Annotated in this window: 20 protein-coding genes; 9 read left to right on the top strand and 11 right to left on the bottom strand. The window is 73.6% G+C overall.

Going from position 1 to position 24,096, the window contains the following annotated elements:
- Nucleotides 1–299: 299 nt before the first annotated feature.
- From rpmH to rsmG, 6 genes are read left to right on the top strand one after another with little or no spacing between them, the layout of a single operon-like run.
- Nucleotides 300–437, top strand: a complete 138-nt coding sequence (gene rpmH, locus FHD63_RS15850; RefSeq protein WP_139722892.1) for a 50S ribosomal protein L34 — start codon at nt 300–302, stop codon at nt 435–437.
- 27 nt (nt 438–464) lie between these two features.
- Entirely contained in the window at nt 465–851 is a 387-nt protein-coding gene (gene rnpA / locus FHD63_RS15845; RefSeq protein ID WP_139722891.1) for a ribonuclease P protein component, read from the top strand.
- Nucleotides 848–1,237: a membrane protein insertion efficiency factor YidD gene (gene yidD, locus FHD63_RS15840; protein ID WP_338056408.1), complete on the top strand. Its 390-nt coding sequence runs from the start codon at nt 848–850 to the stop codon at nt 1,235–1,237. The genes rnpA and yidD overlap by 4 nt, the downstream gene beginning before the upstream one ends.
- A 7-nt stretch (nt 1,238–1,244) precedes the next feature.
- A complete protein-coding gene (gene yidC / locus FHD63_RS15835; protein WP_139722890.1) occupies nt 1,245–2,219 on the top strand; it encodes a membrane protein insertase YidC in 975 nt (324 codons plus the stop codon).
- Between the two features lie 56 nt (nt 2,220–2,275).
- Nucleotides 2,276–2,938: a Jag family protein gene (locus FHD63_RS15830; protein WP_139722889.1), complete on the top strand. Its 663-nt coding sequence runs from the start codon at nt 2,276–2,278 to the stop codon at nt 2,936–2,938.
- A 4-nt stretch (nt 2,939–2,942) separates the two neighbouring features.
- Nucleotides 2,943–3,671, top strand: coding sequence for a 16S rRNA (guanine(527)-N(7))-methyltransferase RsmG (gene rsmG / locus FHD63_RS15825; RefSeq protein ID WP_139722888.1), 729 nt, complete (start codon nt 2,943–2,945; stop codon nt 3,669–3,671).
- A gap of 60 nt (nt 3,672–3,731) precedes the next feature.
- Here rsmG and FHD63_RS15820 read toward each other — a convergent pair whose 3' ends face one another.
- The 9 genes from FHD63_RS15820 to FHD63_RS15785 form a co-directional block, all read right to left on the bottom strand.
- On the bottom strand, nt 3,732–4,619 hold the full coding sequence (locus FHD63_RS15820; RefSeq protein WP_338056407.1) for a ParB/RepB/Spo0J family partition protein: 888 nt from the start codon (nt 4,617–4,619) through the stop codon (nt 3,732–3,734).
- Nucleotides 4,620–4,957: 338 nt separating this feature from the next.
- Nucleotides 4,958–5,725 (bottom strand): ParA family protein, encoded by a 768-nt coding sequence (locus FHD63_RS15815; RefSeq protein ID WP_476748627.1) that lies wholly within the window; start codon nt 5,723–5,725, stop codon nt 4,958–4,960.
- Nucleotides 5,726–6,343: 618 nt separating this feature from the next.
- Nucleotides 6,344–6,667, bottom strand: a complete 324-nt coding sequence (gene trxA / locus FHD63_RS15810; protein ID WP_139722886.1) for a thioredoxin — start codon at nt 6,665–6,667, stop codon at nt 6,344–6,346.
- The gene (gene trxB, locus FHD63_RS15805) at nt 6,664–7,698 is read right to left on the bottom strand and encodes a thioredoxin-disulfide reductase (RefSeq protein ID WP_139722885.1); all 1,035 of its coding nucleotides are present in this window, start codon (nt 7,696–7,698) and stop codon (nt 6,664–6,666) included. The genes trxA and trxB overlap by 4 nt, the downstream gene beginning before the upstream one ends.
- 131 nt (nt 7,699–7,829) lie before the next feature.
- Nucleotides 7,830–8,729: a hypothetical protein gene (locus FHD63_RS15800; RefSeq protein ID WP_139722884.1), complete on the bottom strand. Its 900-nt coding sequence runs from the start codon at nt 8,727–8,729 to the stop codon at nt 7,830–7,832.
- A 141-nt stretch (nt 8,730–8,870) separates the two neighbouring features.
- Entirely contained in the window at nt 8,871–9,446 is a 576-nt protein-coding gene (gene sigM / locus FHD63_RS15795; RefSeq protein WP_139722883.1) for an RNA polymerase sigma factor SigM, read from the bottom strand.
- Nucleotides 9,443–13,171 carry a murein biosynthesis integral membrane protein MurJ gene (locus tag FHD63_RS15790; protein WP_158296822.1) on the bottom strand — a complete coding sequence of 1,243 codons (3,729 nt, stop codon included), beginning with the start codon at nt 13,169–13,171 and terminating at the stop codon, nt 9,443–9,445. The genes sigM and FHD63_RS15790 overlap by 4 nt, the downstream gene beginning before the upstream one ends.
- Nucleotides 13,168–15,570, bottom strand: a complete 2,403-nt coding sequence (locus FHD63_RS16030; protein ID WP_158296821.1) for a DUF6049 family protein — start codon at nt 15,568–15,570, stop codon at nt 13,168–13,170. The genes FHD63_RS15790 and FHD63_RS16030 overlap by 4 nt, the downstream gene beginning before the upstream one ends.
- 12 nt (nt 15,571–15,582) lie before the next feature.
- Nucleotides 15,583–16,068 carry an NUDIX hydrolase gene (locus tag FHD63_RS15785; protein ID WP_139722881.1) on the bottom strand — a complete coding sequence of 162 codons (486 nt, stop codon included), beginning with the start codon at nt 16,066–16,068 and terminating at the stop codon, nt 15,583–15,585.
- Nucleotides 16,069–16,147: 79 nt separating this feature from the next.
- Between FHD63_RS15785 and FHD63_RS15780 the strand changes: the two genes are divergently transcribed.
- The 3 genes from FHD63_RS15780 to FHD63_RS15770 are packed head-to-tail and all read left to right on the top strand — an operon-like array spanning nt 16,148 to nt 20,500.
- Nucleotides 16,148–17,629: a CCA tRNA nucleotidyltransferase gene (locus FHD63_RS15780; RefSeq protein ID WP_139722880.1), complete on the top strand. Its 1,482-nt coding sequence runs from the start codon at nt 16,148–16,150 to the stop codon at nt 17,627–17,629.
- On the top strand, nt 17,622–18,194 hold the full coding sequence (locus FHD63_RS15775; protein WP_139722879.1) for a hypothetical protein: 573 nt from the start codon (nt 17,622–17,624) through the stop codon (nt 18,192–18,194). The genes FHD63_RS15780 and FHD63_RS15775 overlap by 8 nt, the downstream gene beginning before the upstream one ends.
- The gene (locus FHD63_RS15770; RefSeq protein ID WP_139722878.1) at nt 18,191–20,500 is read left to right on the top strand and encodes an acyltransferase family protein; all 2,310 of its coding nucleotides are present in this window, start codon (nt 18,191–18,193) and stop codon (nt 20,498–20,500) included. Before FHD63_RS15775 ends, FHD63_RS15770 begins: the two co-directional genes overlap by 4 nt.
- Here the strand turns inward: FHD63_RS15770 and FHD63_RS15765 are convergent.
- On the bottom strand, nt 20,449–21,810 hold the full coding sequence (locus tag FHD63_RS15765) for a hypothetical protein (protein ID WP_139722877.1): 1,362 nt from the start codon (nt 21,808–21,810) through the stop codon (nt 20,449–20,451). The two genes, FHD63_RS15770 and FHD63_RS15765, sit on opposite strands and share 52 nt — an antisense overlap.
- Nucleotides 21,807–24,023, bottom strand: coding sequence for a transglycosylase domain-containing protein (locus FHD63_RS15760; RefSeq protein WP_158296820.1), 2,217 nt, complete (start codon nt 24,021–24,023; stop codon nt 21,807–21,809). Before FHD63_RS15760 ends, FHD63_RS15765 begins: the two co-directional genes overlap by 4 nt.
- Nucleotides 24,024–24,096: the final 73 nt, after the last annotated feature.

The following is a 24,096-nucleotide window of genomic DNA, read 5'->3' as shown; positions in this document are numbered from 1 at the left end:
CGACGCTAACAAGCGGGCACCGCGACCCGCAAGTGGCCAGGTGGGGCGATCGTGGGTCGCCCGGCGTGTCGTCGACGCCGGCACGCGCGCCCTCGGCAAGATGCGGAGGTTTGCCCTGCGTCGGTCACGGGGCACGGCGCGGTTTGACCGGCGAGGACGCGCTCCCGTACCGTGGAGCAGGCCGTTTCTCGGCCGCTTTCGCCTGCCCGTGCCTGGACGACCCCGCCCATGCGCGCGGGCTTCCGTTGGCGGCCGACCCGGCCCTGCCGACCGTACCGCCAGCACCGACCGGAGTAGTGATGAGCAAGCGCACCTTCCAGCCGAACAACCGCCGTCGCGCCAAGAAGCACGGCTTCCGCCTGCGCATGCGCACCCGTGCGGGACGCAGCATCCTCAACGCTCGTCGCCGCAAGGGCCGTTCCTCCGTCTCGGCCTGAGTCGTCGGCCCCGCCGGCGCTGCGTCCGTGCTTGCGCGCCGTCACCGCCTGACCTCGGGTGAGGACGTCCGTTCGGTCCTCCGTGGTCGCGGTGACGGACGCCGACGTCGCCGGGCCGGCACCGACCTCCTCGTCGTGCACGTCTCCCTGCCCCGACCCGACGCGACGGCCGTCGCGTCCGGCGGCGCCTGCCCGCGGGTGGGCTTCGTCGTGTCCAAGGCGGTCGGCAACGCCGTGGTGCGCAACCGCACCGCTCGTCGCCTGCGGCACCTCGTGGCCGCCCGGACGGGCGACCTCCCACCGGCCTCGGACGTGGTCGTCCGCGCGCTGCCGCCCGCGTCGCGGGCCACGACGGCCGAGCTCGGCGCGGCCCTCGACCACGCCCTCGGGCGTGTCCTGACGAGGTCGGCGTGACCGGGCAGCCGCCCGGAGGCGCCGTTCCGGAGCTGCGCGACGTGCACCGCGGTGGCGTGGGACCCGGGGAACGTCGCAGCCTCCTCGCTCGTCCTCTGGTATGGCTGGTGCGGGTCTACCAGTGGACGATCTCTCCACTGCTCGGTCCGGTATGCCGTTACTACCCCTCGTGCAGCGCCTACGGCGTGACGGCGCTCGAACGGCACGGTCCGGTGCGGGGTGGCTGGTTGACGGTGCGCCGGGTCCTGCGCTGCCACCCGTGGGCGGCCGGCGGGGTCGACCACGTGCCGCCACGGCATACCGCCGCCTCCACGTCCGACCCGTCCGGGGACCTCCCCGGGCCCTCCACCTCGGTGGGCGGCCCTGCCGCACACCGCCGACCTTGAGGACCGCATGGGATTCTTCGACACCCTCCTCTTCCCCTTCATCTGGTTCGACTCCGCCATCCTCGTGGGGCTGGAGTGGCTGCTGACCCGTATGGGTCTTCCGGACACCAGTGGGTGGACCTGGGTGCTGGCCATCGTGGGCCTCGTCGTGACGCTGCGGGCGCTGCTGACGCCGCTGATGATCCGGCAGATCAAGAGCCAACGACGCCTGCAGATCGTCCAGCCCGAGCTGATGAAGATCCAGGCGAAGTACAAGGGCAAGAAGGACCAGGCCAGCCAGAAGGCCTTCCAGGAGGAGACCTTCGGCCTCTACCGCGAGGCGGGGGCCAACCCGTTCGGGGCGTGCCTGCCCATCCTCATCCAGATGCCGTTCTTCTTCGCGCTCTTCCGGCTGCTCAACACCGCGGAGACGGTCTCGCGCGGGGAGATCGAACCGCTGGGCCTGTTCACCCGTGAGCTGGCCAGCAAGATGGCCGGATCGGAGATCTTCGGTGCCGGTCTGACCTCGACCTTCCTGCACGACCAGGACCTGTCGGCCAAGATCCTCTCCCTGGTCCTCATCCTCGTGATGTCCGGGACGCAGTTCATCACCAGCCACCAGCTGATGCGGCAGAACATGTCGCCCGAGGCCCTCAACAGCCCGATGGCCCGGCAGCAGCAGATCCTCATCTACGTCCTCCCGATCGTCTTCGCCGTGACCGGTGTCAACTTCCCGGTGGCGCTGCTCATCTACTGGACCGTCAGCAACTTCTGGACCATGGGGCAGCAGTTCTTCGTCATCCGCAACATGCCGGCGCCCAACACCCCGGCCGAGGAGAAGTACAAGGCCCGCATGGCGCGCAAGGGCAAGACCGCCCTGGGCGTCCAGCTCAAGAACCCGAACTTCATGGCCGAGCGCGAAGCGGCCCAGGCGCAGATGCAGGCCCGCGTGGCCGGCCAGCGGGCCCAGCCGAAGAGCAAGAAGCGCCGCAAGAAGCGCTGACGAGGCGCGCGGCCCCGCGCCCCACCGACCCGACCGCCCTCGAGACAGGAGTGCAGATGAGCACCACGAACGACACCGACATCGCGACCACCGACGAGCAGGCTCCGACCGAGCAGCCCGCGCAGGACGAGCAGGCTCCGACCGAGCAGCCCGCGCAGGACGAGCAGGCTCCGACCGAGGACGCCGCCGACCAGGATGTGACCGAGGTCACAACCGCCGCGTCGACGTCGTCCAGCGGCGGGGACGCCGCCGCCGACCTCGTCCGGGAGGGAGAGGTCGCCGCCGACTTCCTGGAGACCCTTCTGGACATCGCCGACCTGGACGGCGACCTCGAGGTGGACGTGGACGGCGACCGCGCCGCTGTCGCCCTCGTGGACTCCGAGGACGGTGCCGCCCCGCGCCGTCTCGTGGGCCCGGGCGGTGCGGTCCTCGAGGCGCTGCAGGAGCTGACCCGGCTGGCCGTGCAGGCCGAGACCGGAGAGCGCAGCCGCCTCATGCTGGACGTGGCCGGCTACCGCGCCGACCGCCGTAGCGCCCTGGTGGCCCAGGCACGCAGCGCGATCGCCGAGGTCAAGGAGTCCGGGGAGCGCCGGGACCTGGAGCCGATGACCGCCTTCGAGCGCAAGGTCGTGCACGACGAGGTCCTCGCGGCTGGGCTCAGCTCGGAGTCCGAGGGCGTGGAGCCCTCGCGCTACGTCGTCATCCTGCCGGCTGACTGACGACGTGCCGGGCACCGGTGCCGCGCCACCGCCCCCGGAGCAGGCGCGGGAGATCTTCGCCGAGCGGCTGCCGGTGGCGGTGCGGTATGCCGAGCTGCTGGCCACGACCGGCATCAGCCACGGCCTCATCGGCCCGCGCGAGACCGGTCGGCTGTGGGAGCGCCACCTGCTCAACTGCGCCGTGGTCGAGGTGCTGTGCCGGGAGGACGAGCAGGTCGTGGACATCGGGTCGGGTGCCGGCCTGCCCGGCGTGGTCCTCGCCATCGCCCGCCCCGACCTGCGGTTGCACCTCGTGGAGCCGCTGCTGCGCCGCACCACGTGGCTGGAGCACGCCGTCGCCGAGCTCGGCCTGGACAACGTGACGGTGCACCGTGGTCGGGCGGAGGACGTCGACCTGGAGGCGCCGGTCGTCACCGCCCGCGCGGTGGCGTCGTTGGACAAGCTGATCAGGTGGGGCTTCCCGCTGCTGGCGGACGAGGGCCGGCTGCTCGCGCTCAAGGGTGAGGCGGCCGCGGCCGAGCTCGAGCAGGCCCGACCGGTGCTGCGGCGGCACGGCGTGACCCAGGCTCAGGTGCACGTGCTGGCCGAGGGGACGGTCGCCGGTCCGGTCCGGGTCGTGGAGATCGTCCGCCCGGCGGGCGGAAGGGACGCGGGTGAGGCCGCGGACCAGCCCGGGCCGCGGCGTGGACGCCGGGGACGGCCCGCACGCCGCCGACGGTCCTCGCGCCCCTGACCCCGCGCCGGACGGCCCGCAGGCATCACCCGGGGCTGTGCGACCGCGGCGGGCGGGGCGTCAGTCCGACGTCGACGAAGGGCTGAGCTCGTCCCGTCCCAGCAGGTCGAGGATGCGCTCGAGATCGTCCTGGCCCGCGAACTCGATGACCATCTTGCCCTTGCGGCGCCCCATGGACACCTGGACCCGCGTGTCGAGACGCCCCGACAGCGAGCTGGCGATCCGCTCCAGCTCCGGTGAGGCGGAGGCGCCGGCGGCGCGGCGCCGGGTCGGCCGCTCGTCGTCGCCGATCATGACGATCTCCTCGACGGAGCGCACCGAGAGTCCCTCGGCCACGATGCGCTGGGCCAGCCGCTCCATCGCGGCTCCGTCGGCGAGACCCAGCAGAGCCCGGGCGTGCCCGGCACTGAGCACCCCCGACGCCACCCGCCGCTGCACCATCGGCGGCAGGCGCAGCAGCCGGATGGTGTTGCTGATCTGCGGCCGTGACCGGCCGATGCGGCCGGCCAGCTCGTCGTGGGTGCAGCCGAAGTCCTCGAGCAGCTGCTGGTAGGCCGCGGCCTCCTCGAGCGGGTTCAGCTGGGCACGGTGCAGGTTTTCCAGCAGCGCGTCCCGCAGCATGTGCTCGTCGTCGGTGGCCCGCACGATGGCCGGGATCGTGGTCTGGTCGGCCGCTCGCGACGCCCGCAGACGGCGCTCGCCCATGACCAGCTCGAACGGCGGCTCACCGCCCGCGACCTCGTCGGGGTCGGTGGGGCGGACGACGACCGGCTGCAGGACACCCAGCTCGCGGATGCTGCTGACCAGCTCGGCCAGGTCGTCGTCGTCGAAGACGGAGCGGGGCTGCCGCGGGTTGGCGCGGATCTGGCCGAGGTCGATCTCGGCGAAGGATGCTCCGGGGACCGGTGCGAGAGCAGGGCCACCGTCATCGGCGCCGGCTGCGTTCATGCCGTCGTCTCCCGTGGAACCAGCACCGGTCTCCGTGGGCACGCTGCGGTTTCCCGTGGAACCGGCACCGGTCTCCGACTGCACGCTGCGGTTTCCTGTGGAACCAGAGAGGGAATGGTCGGTGGACCCAGGGGCATCGGCCGGCGTCGGCGAGACGGACGACCGGGTGTCCTCACCTGGTGCGGCGGTGGACGTGGCGGTCGCGGTCGCATGGCCCGAGAACGCCGAGGTGCTGTCGGCCCGCGGGAAGAAGACGTCACGGGGTCGGTCTGCGTTGCCCGCGGGCTGCTGCGGGATGAGGGCACCCAGGCCCTTGCCGAGTCCACGTCGTCGGTCGGTCATGACATCTCCTTCGTGCGGCGCATCTCGGCGGCCGCCTCGGCGTAGGACAGGGCGCCCGTGCTGGTCGGGTCGTAGGTCATCACGGTCTCGCCGTGGCTGGGCGCCTCGCTGATGCGCACGGAGCGGGGGATGGCGGTCCGCAGCACCCGGTCGCCGAAGTGCTCCCGGACCTGGTCGGCCACGTCGGAGGCGAGGCGGGTCCGGCCGTCGAACATCGTCAGCAGGATGGTGGACACGTGCAGGTCGGCGTTGAGGTGCTGCTGGATGAGGTCGACGTTCTTCAGCAGCTGGCTGAGCCCTTCGAGGGCGTAGTACTCGCACTGGATCGGGATGAGCAGCTCGCGCGCGGCGACGAAGGCGTTGACGGTGAGCAGACCGAGGCTCGGCGGGCAGTCGATGAGGACGAGGTCCGGTGGCTCGGGGACCGACTCGAGATAGGTCTGCACGGACCGCCGTAACCGGTTCTCCCGGGCGACCAGGGGGACGAGCTCGATCTCGGCACCGGCGAGATCGATGGTGGCCGGGGCGCACTCGAGATGGGGTACCTGGGGGCAGGGCTGGACCACCTCCGCGAGGGGCACGCCGTCGATGAGGACGTCGTAGATCCCTGCCGTCCCGCTGCTGTGCGGGATCGACAGCGCGGTGCTGGCGTTGCCCTGGGGGTCCATGTCGATGACCAGGACGCGGAGCCCGCTCGCGGCCATGGCTGCCGCGAGATTCACGGTGGTCGTCGTCTTGCCGACGCCGCCCTTCTGGTTGGACACCGTGATGATGCGCGTGCCGTGCCAGGGTCGGTCTTGCGCGGGAGGACGAGCCGACGCAGCGACCGGGGACGTGGGGCTCTGGAGGCTGTCTGTGGCAGCGGGTTCTTGTGGAGCAGCGCGGGCGCGCTCGTCAGCCGTGGTTTCCCGTGGAACAGTGCTGTCTGCGACCGCGGTTTCCCGTGGAACAGGAGTTGCCGTGGAGGGTTCGGCAGCGTCAGCTGCCCCGAGGTCCTCTGCCACGCCTACCGCCGACGAGTCACGGGGGGCGTCCGAAACACCGGTGTCGTTCGCCGTCCCGGCCGGGCCGGTTCCACGTGGAACAGTAGCGGCACCCGTTCCACGTGGAACGTCGTCGCCGTCAGGACTGTCGTGGGTCGGAGCCGGGACAGGCCACCCCAGGGCGCCGACCGTGAACCCCTCGATGACATCGCTGCGGTCGTCGTCCCCGCCCGGCCAACCGAGCGCACCCTCGTCATCTCTCATGAGGCCTCCATCATCGCTGATCACGGCAGGTCCCACCAAGTCTGGCGCGCACGAGAAAGCCGTCCACAGGGTTGTGGATAAACCCCGTGGACGGCTGTGGATGACGGGCGGCTCAGGCGCCCTCATCGTGACTGGTCAGCCGGTGAACGGCTCCAGCTCGTTGGCGAGCTTCTTCTTGGGCAGTGCCCCGACGATGGTCTTGACGACCTCGCCCCCGGAGTAGACGTGCATCGTCGGGATGCCGGTGATCCCGTAGCTCTGCGTGATCTGCGGGTTCTCGTCGGTGTTGAGCTTGACGACCTTGAGCTTGTCGCCCCACTCCTGCGAGAGCTCCTCCAGGATGGGGGCGATCATCTTGCACGGACCGCACCAGGGAGCCCAGAAGTCGACGAGCACCGGCCCGTCGTGCTGCAGGACGTCCTCGGTGAACGTGGCGTCGGTGGTGTTGCTGATGCTCATGAATCTCCTTGTGTCACAGCGGTTGCGAGGTGGTGGGTCATGCCCTGGGCGTGGTCTCGGCTGGCCAGGAAGCGCTCGGCGTCCAGCGCGGCCGCGCATCCGGTGCCGGCGGCGGTGATGGCCTGGCGGTAGGTGTGGTCGACGAGGTCGCCGCAGGCGAAGACGCCCTCGACGCTGGTCTCGGTCCCGCGACCGCGGACCACGACGTAGCCCTCGTCGTCGAGCTCGACCTGGCCGCGGACGAGCTCGTTGCGGGGATCGTGGCCGATGGCGATGAACAACCCGGTGGCGGGGACCTCACGCTGCTCACCGGTGACCGTGTCGGCCAGCCGGACCCCGGTGAGCTTGGGCGAGCCCTGCAGCTCGGTCACCGCGGAGTTCCAGGCGAACGAGATCTTGTCGTCGGCCTGGGCCCGCTCGGCCATGATCCGGCTGGCCCGCAGCTCGTCCCGGCGATGGACCACGGTGATGGAGCGTGCGAACCGGCTGAGGAAGGTCGCCTCCTCCATCGCCGAGTCCCCGCCGCCGACGACCACGATGTCCTGGTCGCGGAAGAAGGCGCCGTCGCAGGTGGCACACCAGGACACGCCGTGCCCGGACAGCTCGTGCTCGCGGGGCAGACCCAGCTCCCGGTAGGCAGAGCCCATCGCCAGGATGACCGCCCGCGCCTCGTGGACCGTGCCCTCGGCGTCCGTGACCCGCTTCACCGACCCACTGAGGTCGACCTCCACCACGTCGTCCCGGACGAGCTCCGCACCGAACCTCTCGGCCTGCTCCCGCATGTCCATCATGAGCTGCGGACCCATGATCCCCTCGGGGAAACCGGGGAAGTTCTCCACCTCGGTCGTATTCATGAGGGCGCCCCCGGCAGTGACGCTGCCCTCGAAGACGAGGGGCGCGAGGTTCGCGCGCGCGGCGTAGACGGCGGCGGTGTATCCCGCGGGCCCGGAGCCGATGATGATGACCTCGCGGAGCGAGGTGGCGTCACCACCGCCGGAGCCGCTGGGGCGGGGCAGCAGGTCGATGGTCATGGAAGCCTTCCTCGCGGGGTGTGCACGGCGGATCGATGGTCCGGACGTCGGGGTCAACCGATCCTAGGACGACATTGTTCCAGGGGCCCTGCCGGTGCGGTGACGGCCTCGCAGACGGGGTCCGCGGGTGGTCAGGGACCCTCGACGGGGTCGCCCTCGGGCTCGATGGGAGCGACACCGGGTCGCTGCACGCAGGCGTGCGGGACCATCCAGGCATGCCCGCTGCCGTCCGGTGACCGGCCGAGCAGGACGACGACCTCCTCCTGGCCCGCTCCGGACTCCAGCCGTGCGTGCGCGGCATACCGCTGCTCCCAGCGCGACGCGGCCGCTGCAGGGACACCGCCCCAGCACTGCGTGGCCTGGGCCGAGGTCAGCGAGGTCGGGGTGTCGGCCGCAGAATCCGTGGCACTGACCTGCATCCGCGCGACGTAGTCCTCGTGGACCACCACGCCCAGATCAGGGACGACGGTAGGGATGGAGACCTCGCTCAGGGTGCCGAGGCCGTCGGCGCCCTCGGCCTGCTCGTCCTCGGACGGCATCGTGCGGTCGTCCTGCACGGCGCCACCGGCCTCCGGCCCCTCCGCGAGCGGCTCACCCGGGGCGTCCTCGGAGCCCTGCAGGTCCTCCTCGTCGGCCGCCGACTCGTCTCCCGACTCCGCCCGGGAGGGGTACTGCGCGAGGGCCCCGCTGTCGCCGGTACCGGTGCCCCCGAGGAGCTGCGTGAAGGTCACCGTGGTGATGGCCAGCCCTGCTGCAGCGGCGCCCAGCAGCCCGAGCGTCCGGCCCGGGCGTCGCCGACCCCGCTCTGCGGCGAGGTCGACCACCCGGTCCGCCGACCCGGCCAGCGGGTTCTCGGCGGCCGCGCCGGCGAGGTGCTCGCGCTCGACCTCCAGCCGGGTCTGGATGCGGTGCACGAGGTGCTCCGGCATGGGCCCGGGGTCGGGGAGCCCGGAGAGCAGGGCGCGGACGCCGGTGGGATCGTGCTCCTGGGCGTCGGGGTCCTGGCCCTCGGGCGGGTCAACGGGAGGCATGGCGCAAGAACCTCCTCTCCTCGTGCGTCGCGGTCGCGTCGGGTGCGGGGTCAGGCCCGGACCCGGGGCCCTGGTGCGGCCCACGGGGGTACGACGAGCAGAACCAGGGCGTGGTTCCCTCGCGGGGCCGGGACACGACGCTCACCGCCCGTCCTCCTGCGCGTCGAGGTGCAGCAGCCGGGCCATCGCCTCGCGACCGCGGGAGCAGCGGGACTTCACCGTGCCCTCGGCGACCTCCAGGACGGCGGCCGCCTCGACGATGCTCAGGCCGTGCATGTCGACGAGGACCAGGGCGAGTCGTTGCCCCTCGGGGAGCCGGGCGAGGGCGTCCTGCACGTCGAGGCGGACCTCCACCGACGTGTGGCGGTCCCGGGGGTCGACCGGTTCGTGACCCTCGAGCTCGACGGTGGGCCTGCTCCGACGCAGGCGGTCCAGGCAGGCGTTGACGGTGATGCGGTGGAGCCAGGTGGTGACCTGGGCGTCGCCGCGGAAGGACCCGGCGCGCCGGAAGGCGTTGAGGAAGGCGTCCTGCACGGCGTCCGAGGCGACCTCGGGGTCGCGGGTGGTCCGCAGGGCCACCGCCCACATGCGGTCGCGGTGGCGGCGGAAGATCTCTCCGAAGGCCTCGTGATCGCCCTCCTGGTGGCGGCGCAGGAGGGTGAGGTCATCCAGTCCGGCCAGCTCGGAGGCGCTGCTCACGGTGCCGGTCGGGCTCACCGGACGGTGATCTCGGCCACCCGCACGATCTCACCCTCGGGTCCGGCGAAGGCCCGGGTGAACCACACGATGACGTAGCGCCCGGTCGCCGGCTCGTCGGGGGAGACCGTCCAGGTCCCCTCGGCGGAGTCCTCGCTGCCCAGCTCGGTGGCGCCCTCCAGCGCCGGGCTGTCCGCCACGTAGAGCGTCGCGCCCACGTCACCCTCACCGAGCACGACCTCCACCTCGGACACCTCGGTGTCGTCACCGAGGTCGAGCACCAGCCCGGTGCCGCTCTTCAGCGAGCCCCAGTCCTGGGACAGGTAGGTGTGCGAGGTCCACTCGGTGCCCTCGTCGCCGTCGACGGCCAGGGGGGCCAGGTCGTTGCGCTCGTCGCCGTCACCCTCGGGGTCGAAGGACGTGATGCCCTCGATGCTGACCGGGCCCTGCGGTTCGGGGGCCGGCTCCGCCTGCTCGGTGTCCTGCGGCGGGGCGTCGCTCGTCGCCGCGGCGTCGTCGCCCGCCTCGGGCTGCTGCGTCGGCGAGCTCGTCGCACCCGCGGTGCCCGGGTCCTCCTCCGAGCCACCGAGGCCGCGCAGGACCCCCCAGCCGAGGAAGATCGCGATGCCGAGCAGGGCGAGGGTGATGACGAGCACCATGGCGGTCTGCGCCCCGGTGCCCCGCTCCTCGGGCAGGCCCGCACCGGACGCGGCCGCGGCACGGGGTGCCTGGGTCGTGGTCGTGGTGCGCGCCTGCTCCGCCCGCGCCTGGTTGGCCTCGCCGCCGCGCAGGAGCCCGCCCATGGTGTCGTCCGAGCGCGCCGGTCGCGCCCCTGCGGCTGCTGCAGTGGAGGCCTCGGTCCGGTAGTAGGGGCGGGGGACCTCGTCGGTGGCGTCCGTGGCCGGGCCGCCCGACTCCGTGCCGTGGACCGCTGCGCCGGCGGCCGCTCCGGCCGCCGCGGAGGCACCCGCAGCCTGGCGCCGCGCGTCGTCGGTGCGGCCGCCGGAGGGCCGGTTGCCCCCGGGGGTGGTCAGCTCTCCCGGAGGAGTGCCCCGCACCATCTCGGGCGACCAGGGCGAGAGCTGACGCACGAGCTCGCCCGGGGTGTGCGGGGCCGCGTGCAGGTCCGCCTCGGACCCGTGCGCCAGCCGGCACAGGGCGTCGAGGTCACCCGGGACGCCGGAGACCAGCTCCGAGGGCGCGGGCAGCGTGCCGTCGGCCAGCCGCCGGGCCGGGCGGACGCCCGCCAGGTCCTCGCCCGGCCACCGACCCGTGAGGGCGGTGTAGAGCAGCGAGACGAGGTCGGCGGAGTCGATGAGCGAGGCCTCGTCCGCGGTCACGTCGTCGGTGCCCTCGAGGGCCGAGGCGACCCCGACCCCGGAGACCTTGACGGCGCCGTCGCTCGTGCGCAGGACCGAGTGCGGGTTGAGGTAGAGATGGTGCAGCCCGCGGCGCCGGGCCGACTCGAGGGCGGCGGCGCTCTCCCCGACCAGGCGCCGAGCCTCCTCCGCCGGGAGCGGGTGCTCCTCGACCAACGAGGCCAGGGACTCGGCCTCGGACAACCCCTCCTCGATGATCCAGCACAGGCCGTCCTCGTCACCGACGTCGAGGACCCGCACCAGCCGGGGGTCGTCGACGGAGGCGACCCGCCGGGCACCGTCCAGCACGGCGGCCGCGACCTCCGCGGAGGGACCCTCGGAGGGCAGGACGGTCACGGCGACCAGCCGACCCAGGGTGCCGTCCTTGGCCGACCAGTACTCCAGCCCCCCGCCCTCGCGCTCTGCCAGCAGCTCGTCGAGGACGTAGCGGTCACCCAGGCGGGTGCCGACCTCGAGCCGATCCATGCTGGTGTCCTCTCCTGGGCGGGTGCGGTGGTCGTCCCACCCTAGTGTGCCGCGACCTGCGGGCCGGGCCGCTGTCGCCGCGCCGTCCGGGGCCGGCGGATCCGTCGGCGTGCCGCCGTGCGGCGGCTCCTCCAGACCGGAGAGGGAGGAGGCGGCGTCCGCGGCCGCCGTGGTGTCGACGCCGGCCGGGTCCGTGGCGACGATCGCGGCGCTCGCCCCTCGCGGTGCGAACCGGCGCAGCCCCGGCACCCGACGGAGGAGGGGGGAGGCCACGTCACCGACCTCGCGCACCCCGAAGCGGTGGGCGAGCACGGCATACACGAGCAAGAAGAGGGTCCCCGCCACCGTCAGCGTGACCGCCGCGCTGAGGAAGGCGTCCACCCCCTGCGGCTGGGTCGACGTGGGGTCGGGCGGGGCGCCGCGGTCGAGCAGCCGCATGGCGAGCCAGGCGGGCAGGAGCGCGACCAGCGCCGCGGCGGCCGCGCGCAGGTAGGTGGCCCCGGTGGACCGCAGGCCCAGCGCGGGCAGGCGCCGACGGGCCGCGCGGAGTCCCAGGACCGCGGCGGTCGTCTGGCCCAGGGCCTGGCCCAGACCGAGCAGGATGGCCACCCGGGCCGGCGCGGCGAAGGCGGCGACCAGACAGACCGTCAGGAGCACCGAGGTGATGGCGACCTGGAAGAGGAACGGGGTGCGGGCGTCCTCGAAAGAGTAGAAGACGCGCGAGCACAGCAGGTAGACGCCGTAGGGCACCAGCCCGACCACCATCGCGACCACGATGGCGGCGATGGCGGCGTGCTCGGCGGGGGTGCTGCCGAAGTAGACGACACGCACCAGCAGGGGCGCGAAGAGCATCATGCCCAGGGCGATCGGCACCATGGCCGACCCGAGCAGCCGCAGCCCTCGGGAGGTGTGCTCGGCCATCGCGGTGAGGTCGTCGCGGGCGGCGTCCTGGGACAGGACCGGGTAGATGGCGGTGAGCAGCGACAGCGCGATGAGCGAGTGCGGGAGCACGAACAGGGAGAACGCGTAGGTGTAGGTGATCTTGCCGGGCGCGTCCGGGACCTGGTCGATGACGTCGCTGAGCAGGTTGGTGACGACGAGCATGCCGCCCTGCGAGACGGCCATGTCGGCCAGCGCCCAGCCGGCCATGACCCCGGCCGTCCCGAGGCCGACTCCCCGCAGGCCCCACCGCGGACGCCACCGGAACCCCGTGGCCCGGACGGCGGGGACGAGGACGAGCGCCTGCACCACGATGCCGAGCGTCGCGGAGCCGGCCAGCAGCCCGATCATCCCGGGGGTCCAGTCCTGCAGCGCGATCGTGCCCGCGTCGGGGTAGCGACGCATGAAGACGACGATCCCGGCGATGGCGATGACGTTGGCCAGGGCCGGGCTCCAGGTGAACGCCGCGAACCGGTGGTGGGCCGCGAGGATCTGCCCCATGACCGTGTGCAGCCCGTAGAAGAGCATCTGCGGGATGCACAGGTAGGCGAAGACGACCGCCAGCTGCAGCTTGGGGTCGTCCCACGCCCAGGAGAGGGCGTACACCTTGGTCACCAGCGGGGCTGCCGCGGTGAAGACGACGGTGCCCAGCGTCAAGATGGCGACCGAGAGGGTGATGAGCCGGTCGCTGTACTCCTGCCCCTCCCTGCCGCGGGTCATGGCCCGGGTCAGCTGCGGCAGCAGCAGGACGTTGAAGACGCCCGCCGCCAGCAGGAGGTAGATGGTGTTGGGGATGGTGTTGGCGGTGTCCCACACGCTCCCGGCCGGGGTGAGGACACCGATGGCGATGCCGAGCAGCGCCATGCGCGCCATCCCGAGCAGGCGGGAGGCCAGGGTGCCGCCGGCCATGATGGCGCTGGAGCGCGCCAGGGACGAGCTCGACCCGGTGCCGCCGCCGCTCACGGGGCTCCTCCCTGGGCGGGCCCGGAGCCCGAGGCCGGACCGGGGGGCGTGCTCCGCCAGGCCCGCGCCAGGCCGAGGACGAGGACCAGGCCGGCCACGCCGCCCAGGACCCAGTAGACCCACAGGCCGGTGGGCTGGACCCGCACCTCGATCGCGACCGGCTCCCCGAGGGTCGTCCCGTCCGGGGTGCTCAGCTGCGCGACGAGGGTGGTCTCGCCGCGGGTGATGGACCGTGCGGTGACGGACGCGGTCGCCCGGCTGTCGGCACCGATGTCGACGGGGTCGGGTTGCCGGATGACCTGGAGACGGCCGTTGGTCGCGACCAGCTCGAGCGCGACACCCTCGACGGCGACGCCGAGGTCGTTGACGACGGTGATGCCGATGTCGCCCTGGTTGGTGAGGAAGTTGACGGTGCTGGGGGTGACCCAGACGCCGTCCAGGGTGGACTGGAGGTCGTCGCGCACCACCGCGCGGGTCTGCAGCCATCCGTCCTCGTCACCGCGCCAGGCGACCGACCACAACGCGTCGAGCACGGGGCGCCAGGAGTCCAGCGCCGTCGTGTCCGCGAGCACCACGGAGAGGTCGTCCAGCTGCGTGGCGCTCACGGCGAGCGCCTCCGCGCGCTCGGGGTCCACCGGGCTGGCCTGCGTCGCCAGGTGCTGGACGAGGTCACCGAGCACGGCCTCCTGAGGTCCTTCCCCGGTCAGGCTCAGCGGCTGGCTGCCCTCCGCCCGGTCCAGGAGGTCCTGGGCCGAGACCGACCTCAGCCACGGTGCCTCCTGCCAGCCGTCGCTGAGCTGCTGGAGCACCTCGGCGCTCGCCGGGGTCCGCCGCGGCGGGGCGACGACGAGCTCGCGCACCTCGGTGGGGTCCTCGAGATGGGTGCCGAGGGTATGGGCGAGCAGGTGCTGGGCGGCCGCGCCGGCACCCCGCTCCTGGGCCTCCTGCGGGCTGTGGGCGACCAGGGCGCTGGTCCAGGAGTCGGCACCGAGGGCCACCAGGCCCCCGGGCCGCTCCAGGGGCGCGGCCCCCCGGCGCGGCAGGGCGGAGGAGTCGGCGGTGAGGCTCTCGCGCGGCAGGACGACGACCCGCAGCTCCGCGTCCACGCCGCGCACCAGCGCCGTCATCTGCGCCATCTCCCCGGGCTCCGGTGCACCCTCCACCGGCCAGGCCACGTCGTGCCGTCCGGTGCTCAGCACCAGGGGATCGGCGGCCGAGACGGACGGGGCGAACAGGTCGGCCACGACGTCCCTGGGCGGCTGCCGGCGACGGACCAGGTCCAGGTCGGGGTCGTGGCGGGGGAGCCACCACAGCTGGTCGTCCGGCAGCCCGGCCAGCGTCGTGGCCAGGGTCGCGGCCGCCGACCGGACGTCCTCCTCGTCGGCGTCGGACGGGTCTGGCGGCGGCGTGGTCTCCTCCGGCGAGGTGGTGGCGGAGCTGTCGTCGGGCACGGGCGCCGGCACGGTCTGGTCCGGTGCGGTCGTGCCGTCCGCACCACTGGTGCTGCTCGGGGTGGGTGTCGCCGTGGCGGTCGCCGGTGGCTGCGGCGCCGGGGTCGGCGTCTGCTCGACCGTGCCCTCCCGGGGTGTCGCGATGCCCGGGGCGGGCTGCTGGGCCAGCACCGTGGACGGGTCCACGACGTAGGTGGTGCCGGGCACGTCGAGGTCCTCCAGCCACCCGGTCACCGTCGACTCCGGGCCGATGGCGTCCATCCAGGCGCCGGCGTGCTCGTCATCGACCGGGCTGAAGAGACCGGGATCCGAGGGCAGCGTGAGCGGGACCACCCAGGCCGTCTCGAGCGGGGTGCTGATGTCGTCGCGGCCGGCGCTCGAGAGCGTGGAGCGCAGCTCGGCGTCGGCCGCGGCCGACCCGGACCCGGCGTCCTCCTCGGTGGCACTGATGACGAGGGGCAGCACCCCGGCGGCGTCGGGCAGGTCCTCGGTGACCGAGGCGGGCACCTCCACCTGGAAGGGGACGGCACCGCTGGCGGGCACGACCGGCCCGACCGTGTCGTCCCCGAGGACCAGCTCGGTTCCTCGGGGCAGGTCGCCGTCGAGCCACCGGCCCACCTGGTCCCGCGAGGTCAACGAGGTCGGGGAGAGGGTGGCGGTGAGCGAGGTCAGCCGGCGCGGGACCGAGCCGTGGTTGAGCAGCCGGCCGGTCAGCGTCACGGGCTCACCCGGGACGAGCACGACCGGGTCCACGTCGTCGAGCAGCACCGAGACCTCGGTGGTCTCGGACGTCGAGGGGAGCTCGGCCGCGGACGACGCCGGAGGACCCACGAGAGGTCCGCCCAGGAGGGTGGCGACCAGGCTCGCCCAGAGCACGAGCGCCAGGGCCGAGGCGGGCAGGCACCGGGGACGGAGCGTCCGGTGCGGACGGGGGGAGGTGGTCGTCAACGCCGCGGTCCCTCAGGCGCTCCGGGTGAGTCGGAGCCAGGCCTCCCGGGCGATGCGTCGCTCGTTGGGGAAGGTGAGCTTGCGGTGGACCTGGTCCAGCGGGACCCAGATGGCGTCGATCGCCTCGTGGTCGGGGTCGTTGTCGATGGTGAGACGGCCCCCGGTCGCCTCCAGGAGGTAGTGGTGGACCATCTTGTGGATCCGGTGCGAGGGCGTGGTGAACCAGTACTCGATCGTCCCCAGGGTGATGAGGACCCGACCCTCGATGCCGGTCTCCTCGGCGACCTCCCGCTCCGCGGTCTGCACGAGCGTCTCACCGGGCTCCACGTGCCCCTTGGGCAGACACCACTCGACCCGGCCGGACCGGTTGCGCCGGGCGATGATGGCGATCCTCGCCTGACCCTCGAAGACGTCGATGACCACACCCCCGGCGGAGGTCTCGTTGACCGACGGCAGCCGTCGCGCGCCATGGTGCTGGCGCGGAGGCATGGTGGTCATCCACCCACTGTAACGAGTGGGGTCGGCCCGGACCGGACGACGACCCAGCCCGGCGCGGGGGCCGTCTACCCTAGATCCGATGTCCGCCACCGAGATGACCCCCGACGGCGCGCTGCTGCTGCGCGCCCTGCGCCACCTGACCCCGGTCATGGGGCTGCTCGCCGAGATCGGCGAGCTCTTCGGCACCGCCGGGCACGAGGTGGCGCTCGTCGGCGGGCCGGTGCGGGACGCCTTCCTGGGCCGCGCCTCCACCGACCTCGACCTCACCACGTCGGCCACGCCCGAGCAGATCGAGCAGGTGCTGACCGGCTGGGCCGACACCACCTGGGACGTCGGTCGGGCGTTCGGCACCATCGGTGCGCGCCGCGGCGCGCACATTCTGGAGATCACGACCTACCGCGCCGACGCCTACGACGGTGAGACCCGCAAGCCCGTCGTCGCCTTCGGGACCTCGCTGGAGGAGGACCTCGTCCGCCGCGACTTCCGGGTCAACGCCATGGCCCTGCGTCTGCCCGACCTCACCTTCGTCGACCCGCACGGCGGGCTGGCCGACCTGGCAGGACGCCGGCTGCGCACCCCGCACGAGCCCGAGGTGTCCTTCGCCGACGACCCCCTGCGGATGCTGCGCGCCGCCCGGTTCGCCGCCCAGCTGGCCTTCCGTCCCGCGACCGAGGTCCTCGACGCGATGACGGACATGGCCGACCGGCTGACCATCGTGTCCGCGGAGCGGGTCCGCGACGAGCTCGTCAAGCTCGTGCTCGCCCCCGAGCCGCGCGCCGGTCTCGAGATCCTCGTGACGACAGGGCTCGCCGACCACGTGCTGCCCGAGCTCCCCGCGCTGCGCCTGGAGGTCGACGAGCACCACCGCCACAAGGACGTCTACGAGCACAGCCTCATCGTGCTGGAGCAGGCGATCGGCCTCGAGGACGAGCCGGGGACGAGGGAGGACGACCCCGACCGGGTGCCGGGACCGGACCTCGTCCTGCGGCTGGCCGCGCTGCTGCACGACATCGGCAAGCCCCCCACCCGCCGCTTCGAGCCCGGGGGCGGCGTCAGCTTCCACCACCACGAGGTGGTCGGCGCCAAGATGACCCGCGCCCGGCTGCGGGCCCTGCGCTTCGACAAGGAGACGGTGCTGGCCGTCACCCGGCTCGTCGAGCTGCACCTGCGTTTCCACGGCTACGGCTCGGGAGAGTGGACCGACGCGGCGGTGCGGCGCTACGTCACCGACGCGGGACCGCTGCTGGGCCGGCTGCACAAGCTCACCCGGTCCGACTGCACCACCCGCAACCGGCGCAAGGCCGCACGCCTGTCGGCGAGCTACGACCACCTCGAGGAGCGCATCGAGCGGCTGCGCGAGGAGGAGGAGCTCAGCGCGGTCCGGCCCGAGCTCGACGGGCACCAGATCGGGGCCGTCCTCGGCATACCTCCCGGTCCGCAGCTCGGTCGTGCCTACCAGCACCTCCTCGCGGTGCGGCTGGACCAGGGACCGCTGGGCGAAGAAGGAGCCCGCGCAGAGCTGCTGAGGTGGTGGGCGGAGCAGGAGACGCCCGGTGGGTAGGCACCGCCCGGCCCGTCGCAGCCACCCCGCACCCCGCCGCTGGAGCCACCTCCTCGCGCGCCTGCCCTGGATCACGCTGGTGCTGCTCGCGGTGCTCGTCGTCGGCACCGCCGAGCTCGCCCAGCCGCGCACGTATGCGGCGACCGCGACGCTCACCGCCCCCACCGAGCGCGCCGCCGACGAGATCTCGGGGCAGCTGACCGCCCCCGGCCTGCGCCCCCGGGTCGAGCAGGCCGTGGAGCTGGACCCCGAGCTGGCGGGCAGCGTGCGGCTGGCGGTGCAGCACGATGCCGGGGACCTGCAGGTGCACCTCGAGGCCACCGCGTCCGACCCCCGGCTGGCGGCGCTCGCCGCGGACACCGGGGCGGCCCTGGTCGTCGAGGACCGCGCCGACGGCACCGAGCTGACCGACGGCGCCCAGGTGCCCACCGAGCCGGTCGACGACCGGGGTCTGCTGTGGCTCGTCGCCGCCGCGGCGGCGCTGGCCGTGGCCGTGCGCGTGGAGGGCGCGCACCGGACGTGGCTGCGGGACCACCCGGCGCCGGAGCCGGTGGGGGCCCGGTGACCACCGACCTCGAGACCCCGCTCACCCGGCGCCGGGCGCGGGCCCTGCACGCCACCCGGCACGCGCTGCGGGTGCCTCGCGTGCCACGCGACTTCCGCAGCGACATCGAGGGCATGCGTGCGCTGGCGGTGCTGGCCGTGATGCTGTGGCACGCGGGCGTCCCCCTGCTGCCGGGCGGCTTCGTCGGCGTCGACGTGTTCTTCGTGGTCAGCGGTTTCCTCATGACCTCGCTGCTGCTGGAGGAGGGGCGGGAGCGCGGCCGGATCGACCTCGGTCGCTTCTACGCCCGGCGCGCCCGGCGGCTGCTGCCGGCGGCGCTGACCGCGCTGGCCGGCACCGCGCTGCTGACCGTCCTCGTCCTGCCCCGGGGCCGCTGGGGCGAGGTGGGCGGCGACCTGCTCGCGTCGGCGACCTACGTCGTCAACTGGCGGATGGCCTGGCGCTCGGTGGACTACCTCGACCTCGAGCGCGCCCCCAGCCCCCTGCAGCACTACTGGTCCTTGTCGGTGGAGGAGCAGTTCTACCTCGTGTGGCCGGTCGTCCTGCTGCTCGTCCTCCTGTATGCCGCCGGCCGGGCCCGCGTCTTCAGCACGGTGACCTGGGTGGTCACCCTCGCCCTCCTCGTCGGGTCGCTCGTGGTGTCCTGGCGCTGGACCCTCGAGGAGCCGGCCGCCTACTTCGTCACACCCACCCGGGTGCACGAGCTCATGCTCGGGGTGGTCGTCGCCCTGGGGGCGCGCGCGTGGCCGCGGCTGCCGCGCGCCCTCGCCGCCGCCCTCGGCTGGGTGGGGCTGGCCATGGTCGGCGTGGCGCTCGTCGTCATCACGAAGGAGACCCCGTTCCCCGGCCTGTGGGCGCTGCTGCCCACGGTCGGCGTCGCCCTGGTCCTCGTCGCCGGTCCGTCCGCGGCCGGCCTGGGGCCGGTCGCGCTGCTGCGGGCCCGGCCCCTGCAGTGGGTGGGCCGGCTGTCCTACAGCCTCTACCTGTGGCACTGGCCGTTCGTCGCGGTCGCGGCCGAGATGGTGCACGTCGGCCGGGGTGGCCCCGACACCCTCCCCGTCCACTGGGGCCTGCTGGCCGTCGGGCTGTCCGTCCTGCCCGCCTGGTGGTCGTTCGCCCTCGTGGAGGACCCCGTCCGCCGGCACGGGCGGGTGCTGGCCGCACAGCTGCCCCCCGGTGTCGTCGTCGGGCGCACGTTGCGGCTCGGGGTGAACTGCACCCTGGCGGGTGCGGCGCTCGGGCTCGCCCTCATGCTGGCCGCCCCGCCCTCGGAGACCGAGCAGGCGGCCCGGTGGCGGACCCCCGACGTGGTGGAGCAGCTCCGGGCCCCGGTGGGTGCCGACACCCTCGCCGTCGGCACCGACGACCCACCACCGGCGGCCGCCTCGGGCGCGACGGGACCGCTCGTGGCCGCGTCCGCGGGCAGCGGGGCCTCGGACGTGCTCGGGGAGCCTCCGCCCGTCGTCCAGATCCCCGAGCAGGTCGGCGACCTGGCCGTGCCGCTGGAGCAGGTGCCCGACGACGTCCCGGTGCTGGAGCCGGAGGAGTGCTTCGTGGCGCTGGGCGGCACCCGCGTCGGGGTGTGCGAGGGGGGCGACCCGGACGGCGACCTGACGGTCGCGCTCATCGGTGACAGCCACGCGGGGATGTGGATGACGGCGATGGACGCGATCGGGCGGGACCGCGGCTGGCGGGTGCTCGCCATGACCAAGTCGTCCTGCCCCCCCGCGCGTGGCCTCGTCGTGGAACGCCCCGGACAGGCGGGCGACTACCGGCAGTGCACCCGCTGGCAGCGACGGCTGGACGACGCGCTGGTGCGGGAGTCGCCGGACGTCGTGCTGCTCTCCAGCGCGTCCTACGGCACCACCGGGGACGAGAAGGTGGCCGCAGGGCTGGGGGCGCGCGTCGACATGCTGCGCGAGGAGGGCATGCTGCCCGCTCTCATCCGGGACGTGCCCCGGGCCCCCTTCGACGTGCCGGCGTGCCTGCTGGAGAACGAGGACGACGTCCCGCGGTGCGCGTTCGACCGGGAACGGGGCCTGGCCACCTCGGGCACCGGTCACGACCTGCTCGCCGAGCAGCGCCCCGGCCTGCCGGTCCTCGACCTGACCGACGCGGTCTGCCCGGGCCGCACCTGCAGCCCGATCGTGGGCGGGGTCGTCGTGTGGCGCGACAGCAACCACCTCTCCGCGACCTACGTCCGGTCGCTGCGCGACGTCGTCGAGGAGCAGGTGGTCCAGGTCGTGCTCGCCGGTCAGCTGGGGGAGGCCGTGCGGTCCGGGGCGGAGATCGGCACCGGTCGCTGAGCGACCGGTCGGTCACCCCGCCCGACCTCCCACAGGACCCACGACCAGGCCACGGCCCGCAGGACCACCGTGAGGGCGTACGCGTCACCGGGCAGCCCACGACCGGGGTCGCTGGCGAAGGCGATGTGCAGCCAGGTCGCGAGGAAGACCAGCGCCTCGGCCAGGACCCACAGCAGGTGCCGCCACCACCGCACGGCCGACAGGGCCAGGAAGGGAAGCACCCACAGCCCCGACTGCACCGAGAGGGACGCCGAGGTCAGGGCGACGACGAGCAGCATGAGGGCGGACAGCTGCACCACCCCGCGCCCTCCCCCCGGCCGTCCCGGCGCCGACAGGCGCACCCCGAGACCCAGGGCGAGCAGCCACCCGCCCACCGCGACGGCCGTCGTGAGGGCCGTCGGCACCGTGACCCCCAGCAGGCGGGGCACCATCTGGAGCGCGCCGTAGCCCGCGGGCTGTCCCCACCACTGCTGCGCCGCGGAGAGCGCCTCGGGCTGCACGGTCACCAGGGGCAGGAGGACGAGCAGTGCGCCGAGGACCGCGCCGACCACCGTCTGCAGGGCGGGCAGCACCCGGCCTCGCCGCCACGCGACGACGAGGACGGCGGCCAGCACGAGCAGCGGGAACGGCCTGACGAGGGAGGCCAGCCCGAGCAGGACCCCGGCCGTCCAGCTGCGCTCCCGGCGCCACGCCCAGAGCCCGAGCAGCAGGAGGCTGACCCCGAGCAGGTCGGTGGAGACGAGGGCGAGCAGGGCCAGCGCCGGGCTCGCGGCCAGGTGGGCCGCCTGCCACGGCCGTTGCGGCGTGAGGCTCACGAGCGCCAGCACGGCCAGGCCCACCAGCACCACGGCCACCAGCGCCCAGAGGGCGAAGACCCACTGCTGGGACGCCAGACCTCCACCGGCGCCCGGCCAGACCTGGGCCAGCAGCCACATCACCGCGCCCGGCAGCGGAGCCGTCCCGGTCGCGGCACCCTCCCCGGCCCAGGGCAGCGCGCGCTCCGACAGCGGGGAGCTGACGTGCACCACGGGGAGGTCGGAGTAGCACGCCCGCCAGAACTGGTCCGGGGTGCTCCAGCCCTTCATGAGGCAGTGCCCCTTCTGCCAGACCCCGAGCGCGAGGACCAGGGCGCCGACGAGCGTGAGGGCGGCGGCGACCCCGGCCAGACCACCGCCCCCGACGACGGCGTAGCGGCCCAGCGGTCCGCCGATGACGCCCGTGGCCCGGGCGACGACCGGGTCCACCCAGGAGGGCACCTGCCAGGGCCGGTCGCCCCCTCCTGCGGTGCGCGGGTCCGGCGGGAGGCTCACCCCGTCGGCTCGGGCTCCGTGCCGTCACCCGGCGGCGCGGGCTGCGTCTGCGTCGGGGCCGGTGCCGGGCTGGTCGGGGCCGGGACGGTCGGGGCGGGGCTCGTCGGCTCCGGCGCCGGGCTGGTCGGCTCCGGCTGCGTGGTCGGCTCCTCGGTGGGCTCGGTGGTGGTGGGCTCCTCGGTGGTCTGCGTGGGCTCCTCCGAGGTCTGCGTCGGCTCCTCGCTCGTCGGGGCGGGCTCGGGGGTCGTGGGCTCCTGCGTCGTGGGCGTGTCGTCCGTCGGACCCCCGGTGCCGACCCGCGGCGCGAACTCGAGCACCTCCTCGCCGTCGAGGGCGAGGCGCATGAACTCCCCCCACACCTGCGCCGGGAAGGTCCCTCCGGTGATCTGCTCCAGCCCGGCGACGTCCTGCATGGGCACCGTGCCGTCGCCCTTGTACATCACGACCCCGGCCGCGAGCTGGGGGGCGAAACCGGCGAACCAGGCCGACACGTTGTTCTCGCTGGTGCCGGACTTGCCGGCGGTCGGGCGGCCGAGGTCGCCGGCCGACATCCCGGACCCCTGGTCGATGACGTAGGTCATCGCGTCGGTCGTGTCCACCGCGGCGTCGCGCTCGACGCCCTCCTCCGTCTCGGGCTCGGCCTCGTAGGTGACCTCGCCGGAGACGGTCTCGACCTGGGCGATGAGGTAGGGGGTGGCGCGCTCGCCCTCGGCGGCGAGGGTGGCGTAGGCGTTCGTCATCTCCAGCAGCGTCGGCGAGGCGGTCCCGAGGACGTTGGTCAGGTCGGTGTCCAGGCCCGGGGTGTCCTCGGGCAGGCCGAGGTCCACGGCCGCCTCCCGGGTGCGGTCCGGGCCGATCTGCTCGTTGAGCTGCACGTAGACCGTGTTGACCGACTCGGCGAGCGCGACCCGCAGGTCGATGAGGCCGAAGGAGAGGTCCTGGAAGTTGTTGACCTCCGTCTCGTCCTCGCCGAAGGTCATCGGGGTGGGGCCCTCGAAGGTCTGCAGGGTGTCGACGCCGTCCTCCACCGCCGCGACCAGGGTGACCGGCTTGAAGAGCGAGCCCGCCTGGACCCGGGCGTCGGTGGCCGCGTTGAGCTGCGTCTCCTGGTAGTCGTCGCCGCCGTACATCGCGGTGATGGCGCCGTCGCCGGGGCGGACGGCGGTGAGGGCGACCGTGATGTCGTCGGTGCCCTGCCCGGTCGGCCGGTAGAGGTCGACCGCCTCCTCGGCCGCCTGCTGGTGCCGCTCGACGATCGTGGTGGTGACCCGCAGGCCGCCGCCGTCGATCTCCGCGTCGTCCACCCCCAGGAGCTCCCGGAGCTCGCTGCGCGCCTGCTCGGCGATGTAGCCCTCGACCCCCTGCGCCGCCGTCGACGGGCTCGGCTCCTGGATCTCCGGCAGGCCCAGGCCCTCTCGCTCGGCGGGGTCCAGCCAGCCCTCGTCGACCATCCCGTCGAGGACGTAGGCGACCCGGTCCTCGGCGCGCTGCTCGTTGCCCTCGGCGTAGTCCGGGTCGAAGAGCGAGGGCGCGTTGGTGACCCCGGCGAGGAAGGCGCCCTCCTCGACCGTGAGCTCGGACACGTCCTTGCCGAAGTAGGCCTGGCTCGCGGTCTGGATGCCGTAGGCGCCGCGACCGAAGTAGATGGTGTTGAGGTAGTTCTCCAGGATCTGGTCCTTGGAGAACTCGTTGTCGATCTTGACCGCGATGATGATCTCGGTGAACTTGCGCTGCAGCGTCTGGTCCGCGGTGAGGTAGTAGTTCTTGACGTACTGCTGGGTGATGGTGGACCCGCCCTGGAGACCGTCCCCCGTGAGGGTGCGCCAGGCCCCCCGCGCCGTCCCGGTGATGGAGACCCCCTCGTTTTCGTAGAACGAGCGGTCCTCGGCCGCGAGGATCGCGAAGCGGACGTGCTCGGGCACCTCGGACAACGGCACGGACTCGCGGTCGTAGCCACCCGTGAAACGGGCCAGCTCGGTCTCCCCGTCGGCGTAGTAGAGGATCGAGCTCTGCGCCTCCGCGAAGTCGTTGGGCTCCGGGACGTCGGTGCGGTTGTAGGCCCAGGCGAAGACCCCCACGGCCAGCAGGACCGCCAGCAGCCCGAGGCCCGTCAGCCAGAGCAGGACCCGGCGCAGCGTCCCCCCGCGGCGCGCTCGGGAGGACCGGCGGCCGGCCGGACGACGGGGGGCGGAGGCGGTGCTGGAGCGGCTCACGCCCCTATTGTGCCCACCTCGTCGGGGCCCAGCCGGAATGCGCCCGCGTTCGGTGGCGTTCCCCGTGCGTGAA

The sequence above is a fragment of the Serinicoccus chungangensis genome (assembly GCF_006337125.1).
GTDB classification, from domain to species: Bacteria; Actinomycetota; Actinomycetes; order Actinomycetales; family Dermatophilaceae; genus Ornithinicoccus; species Ornithinicoccus chungangensis.
This window is presented reverse-complemented; position numbering and strand designations above follow the sequence as displayed.

Excerpts from the sequence above, each read along its gene's own strand:
- yidC (WP_139722890.1), top strand. The coding sequence starts at position 1,245 with ATGGGATTCTTCGACACCCTCCTCTTCCCCTTCATCTGGTTCGACTCC.
- FHD63_RS15830 (WP_139722889.1), top strand. The coding sequence starts at position 2,276 with ATGAGCACCACGAACGACACCGACATCGCGACCACCGACGAGCAGGCT.
- FHD63_RS15780 (WP_139722880.1), top strand. The coding sequence starts at position 16,148 with ATGTCCGCCACCGAGATGACCCCCGACGGCGCGCTGCTGCTGCGCGCC.
- FHD63_RS15800 (WP_139722884.1), bottom strand. The coding sequence starts at position 8,729 with ATGCCTCCCGTTGACCCGCCCGAGGGCCAGGACCCCGACGCCCAGGAG.
- rpmH (WP_139722892.1), top strand. The coding sequence starts at position 300 with ATGAGCAAGCGCACCTTCCAGCCGAACAACCGCCGTCGCGCCAAGAAG.
- FHD63_RS15820 (WP_338056407.1), bottom strand. The coding sequence starts at position 4,619 with ATGAACGCAGCCGGCGCCGATGACGGTGGCCCTGCTCTCGCACCGGTC.
- trxB (WP_139722885.1), bottom strand. The coding sequence starts at position 7,698 with ATGACCATCGACCTGCTGCCCCGCCCCAGCGGCTCCGGCGGTGGTGAC.
- trxA (WP_139722886.1), bottom strand. The coding sequence starts at position 6,667 with ATGAGCATCAGCAACACCACCGACGCCACGTTCACCGAGGACGTCCTG.
- FHD63_RS15785 (WP_139722881.1), bottom strand. The coding sequence starts at position 16,068 with ATGACCACCATGCCTCCGCGCCAGCACCATGGCGCGCGACGGCTGCCG.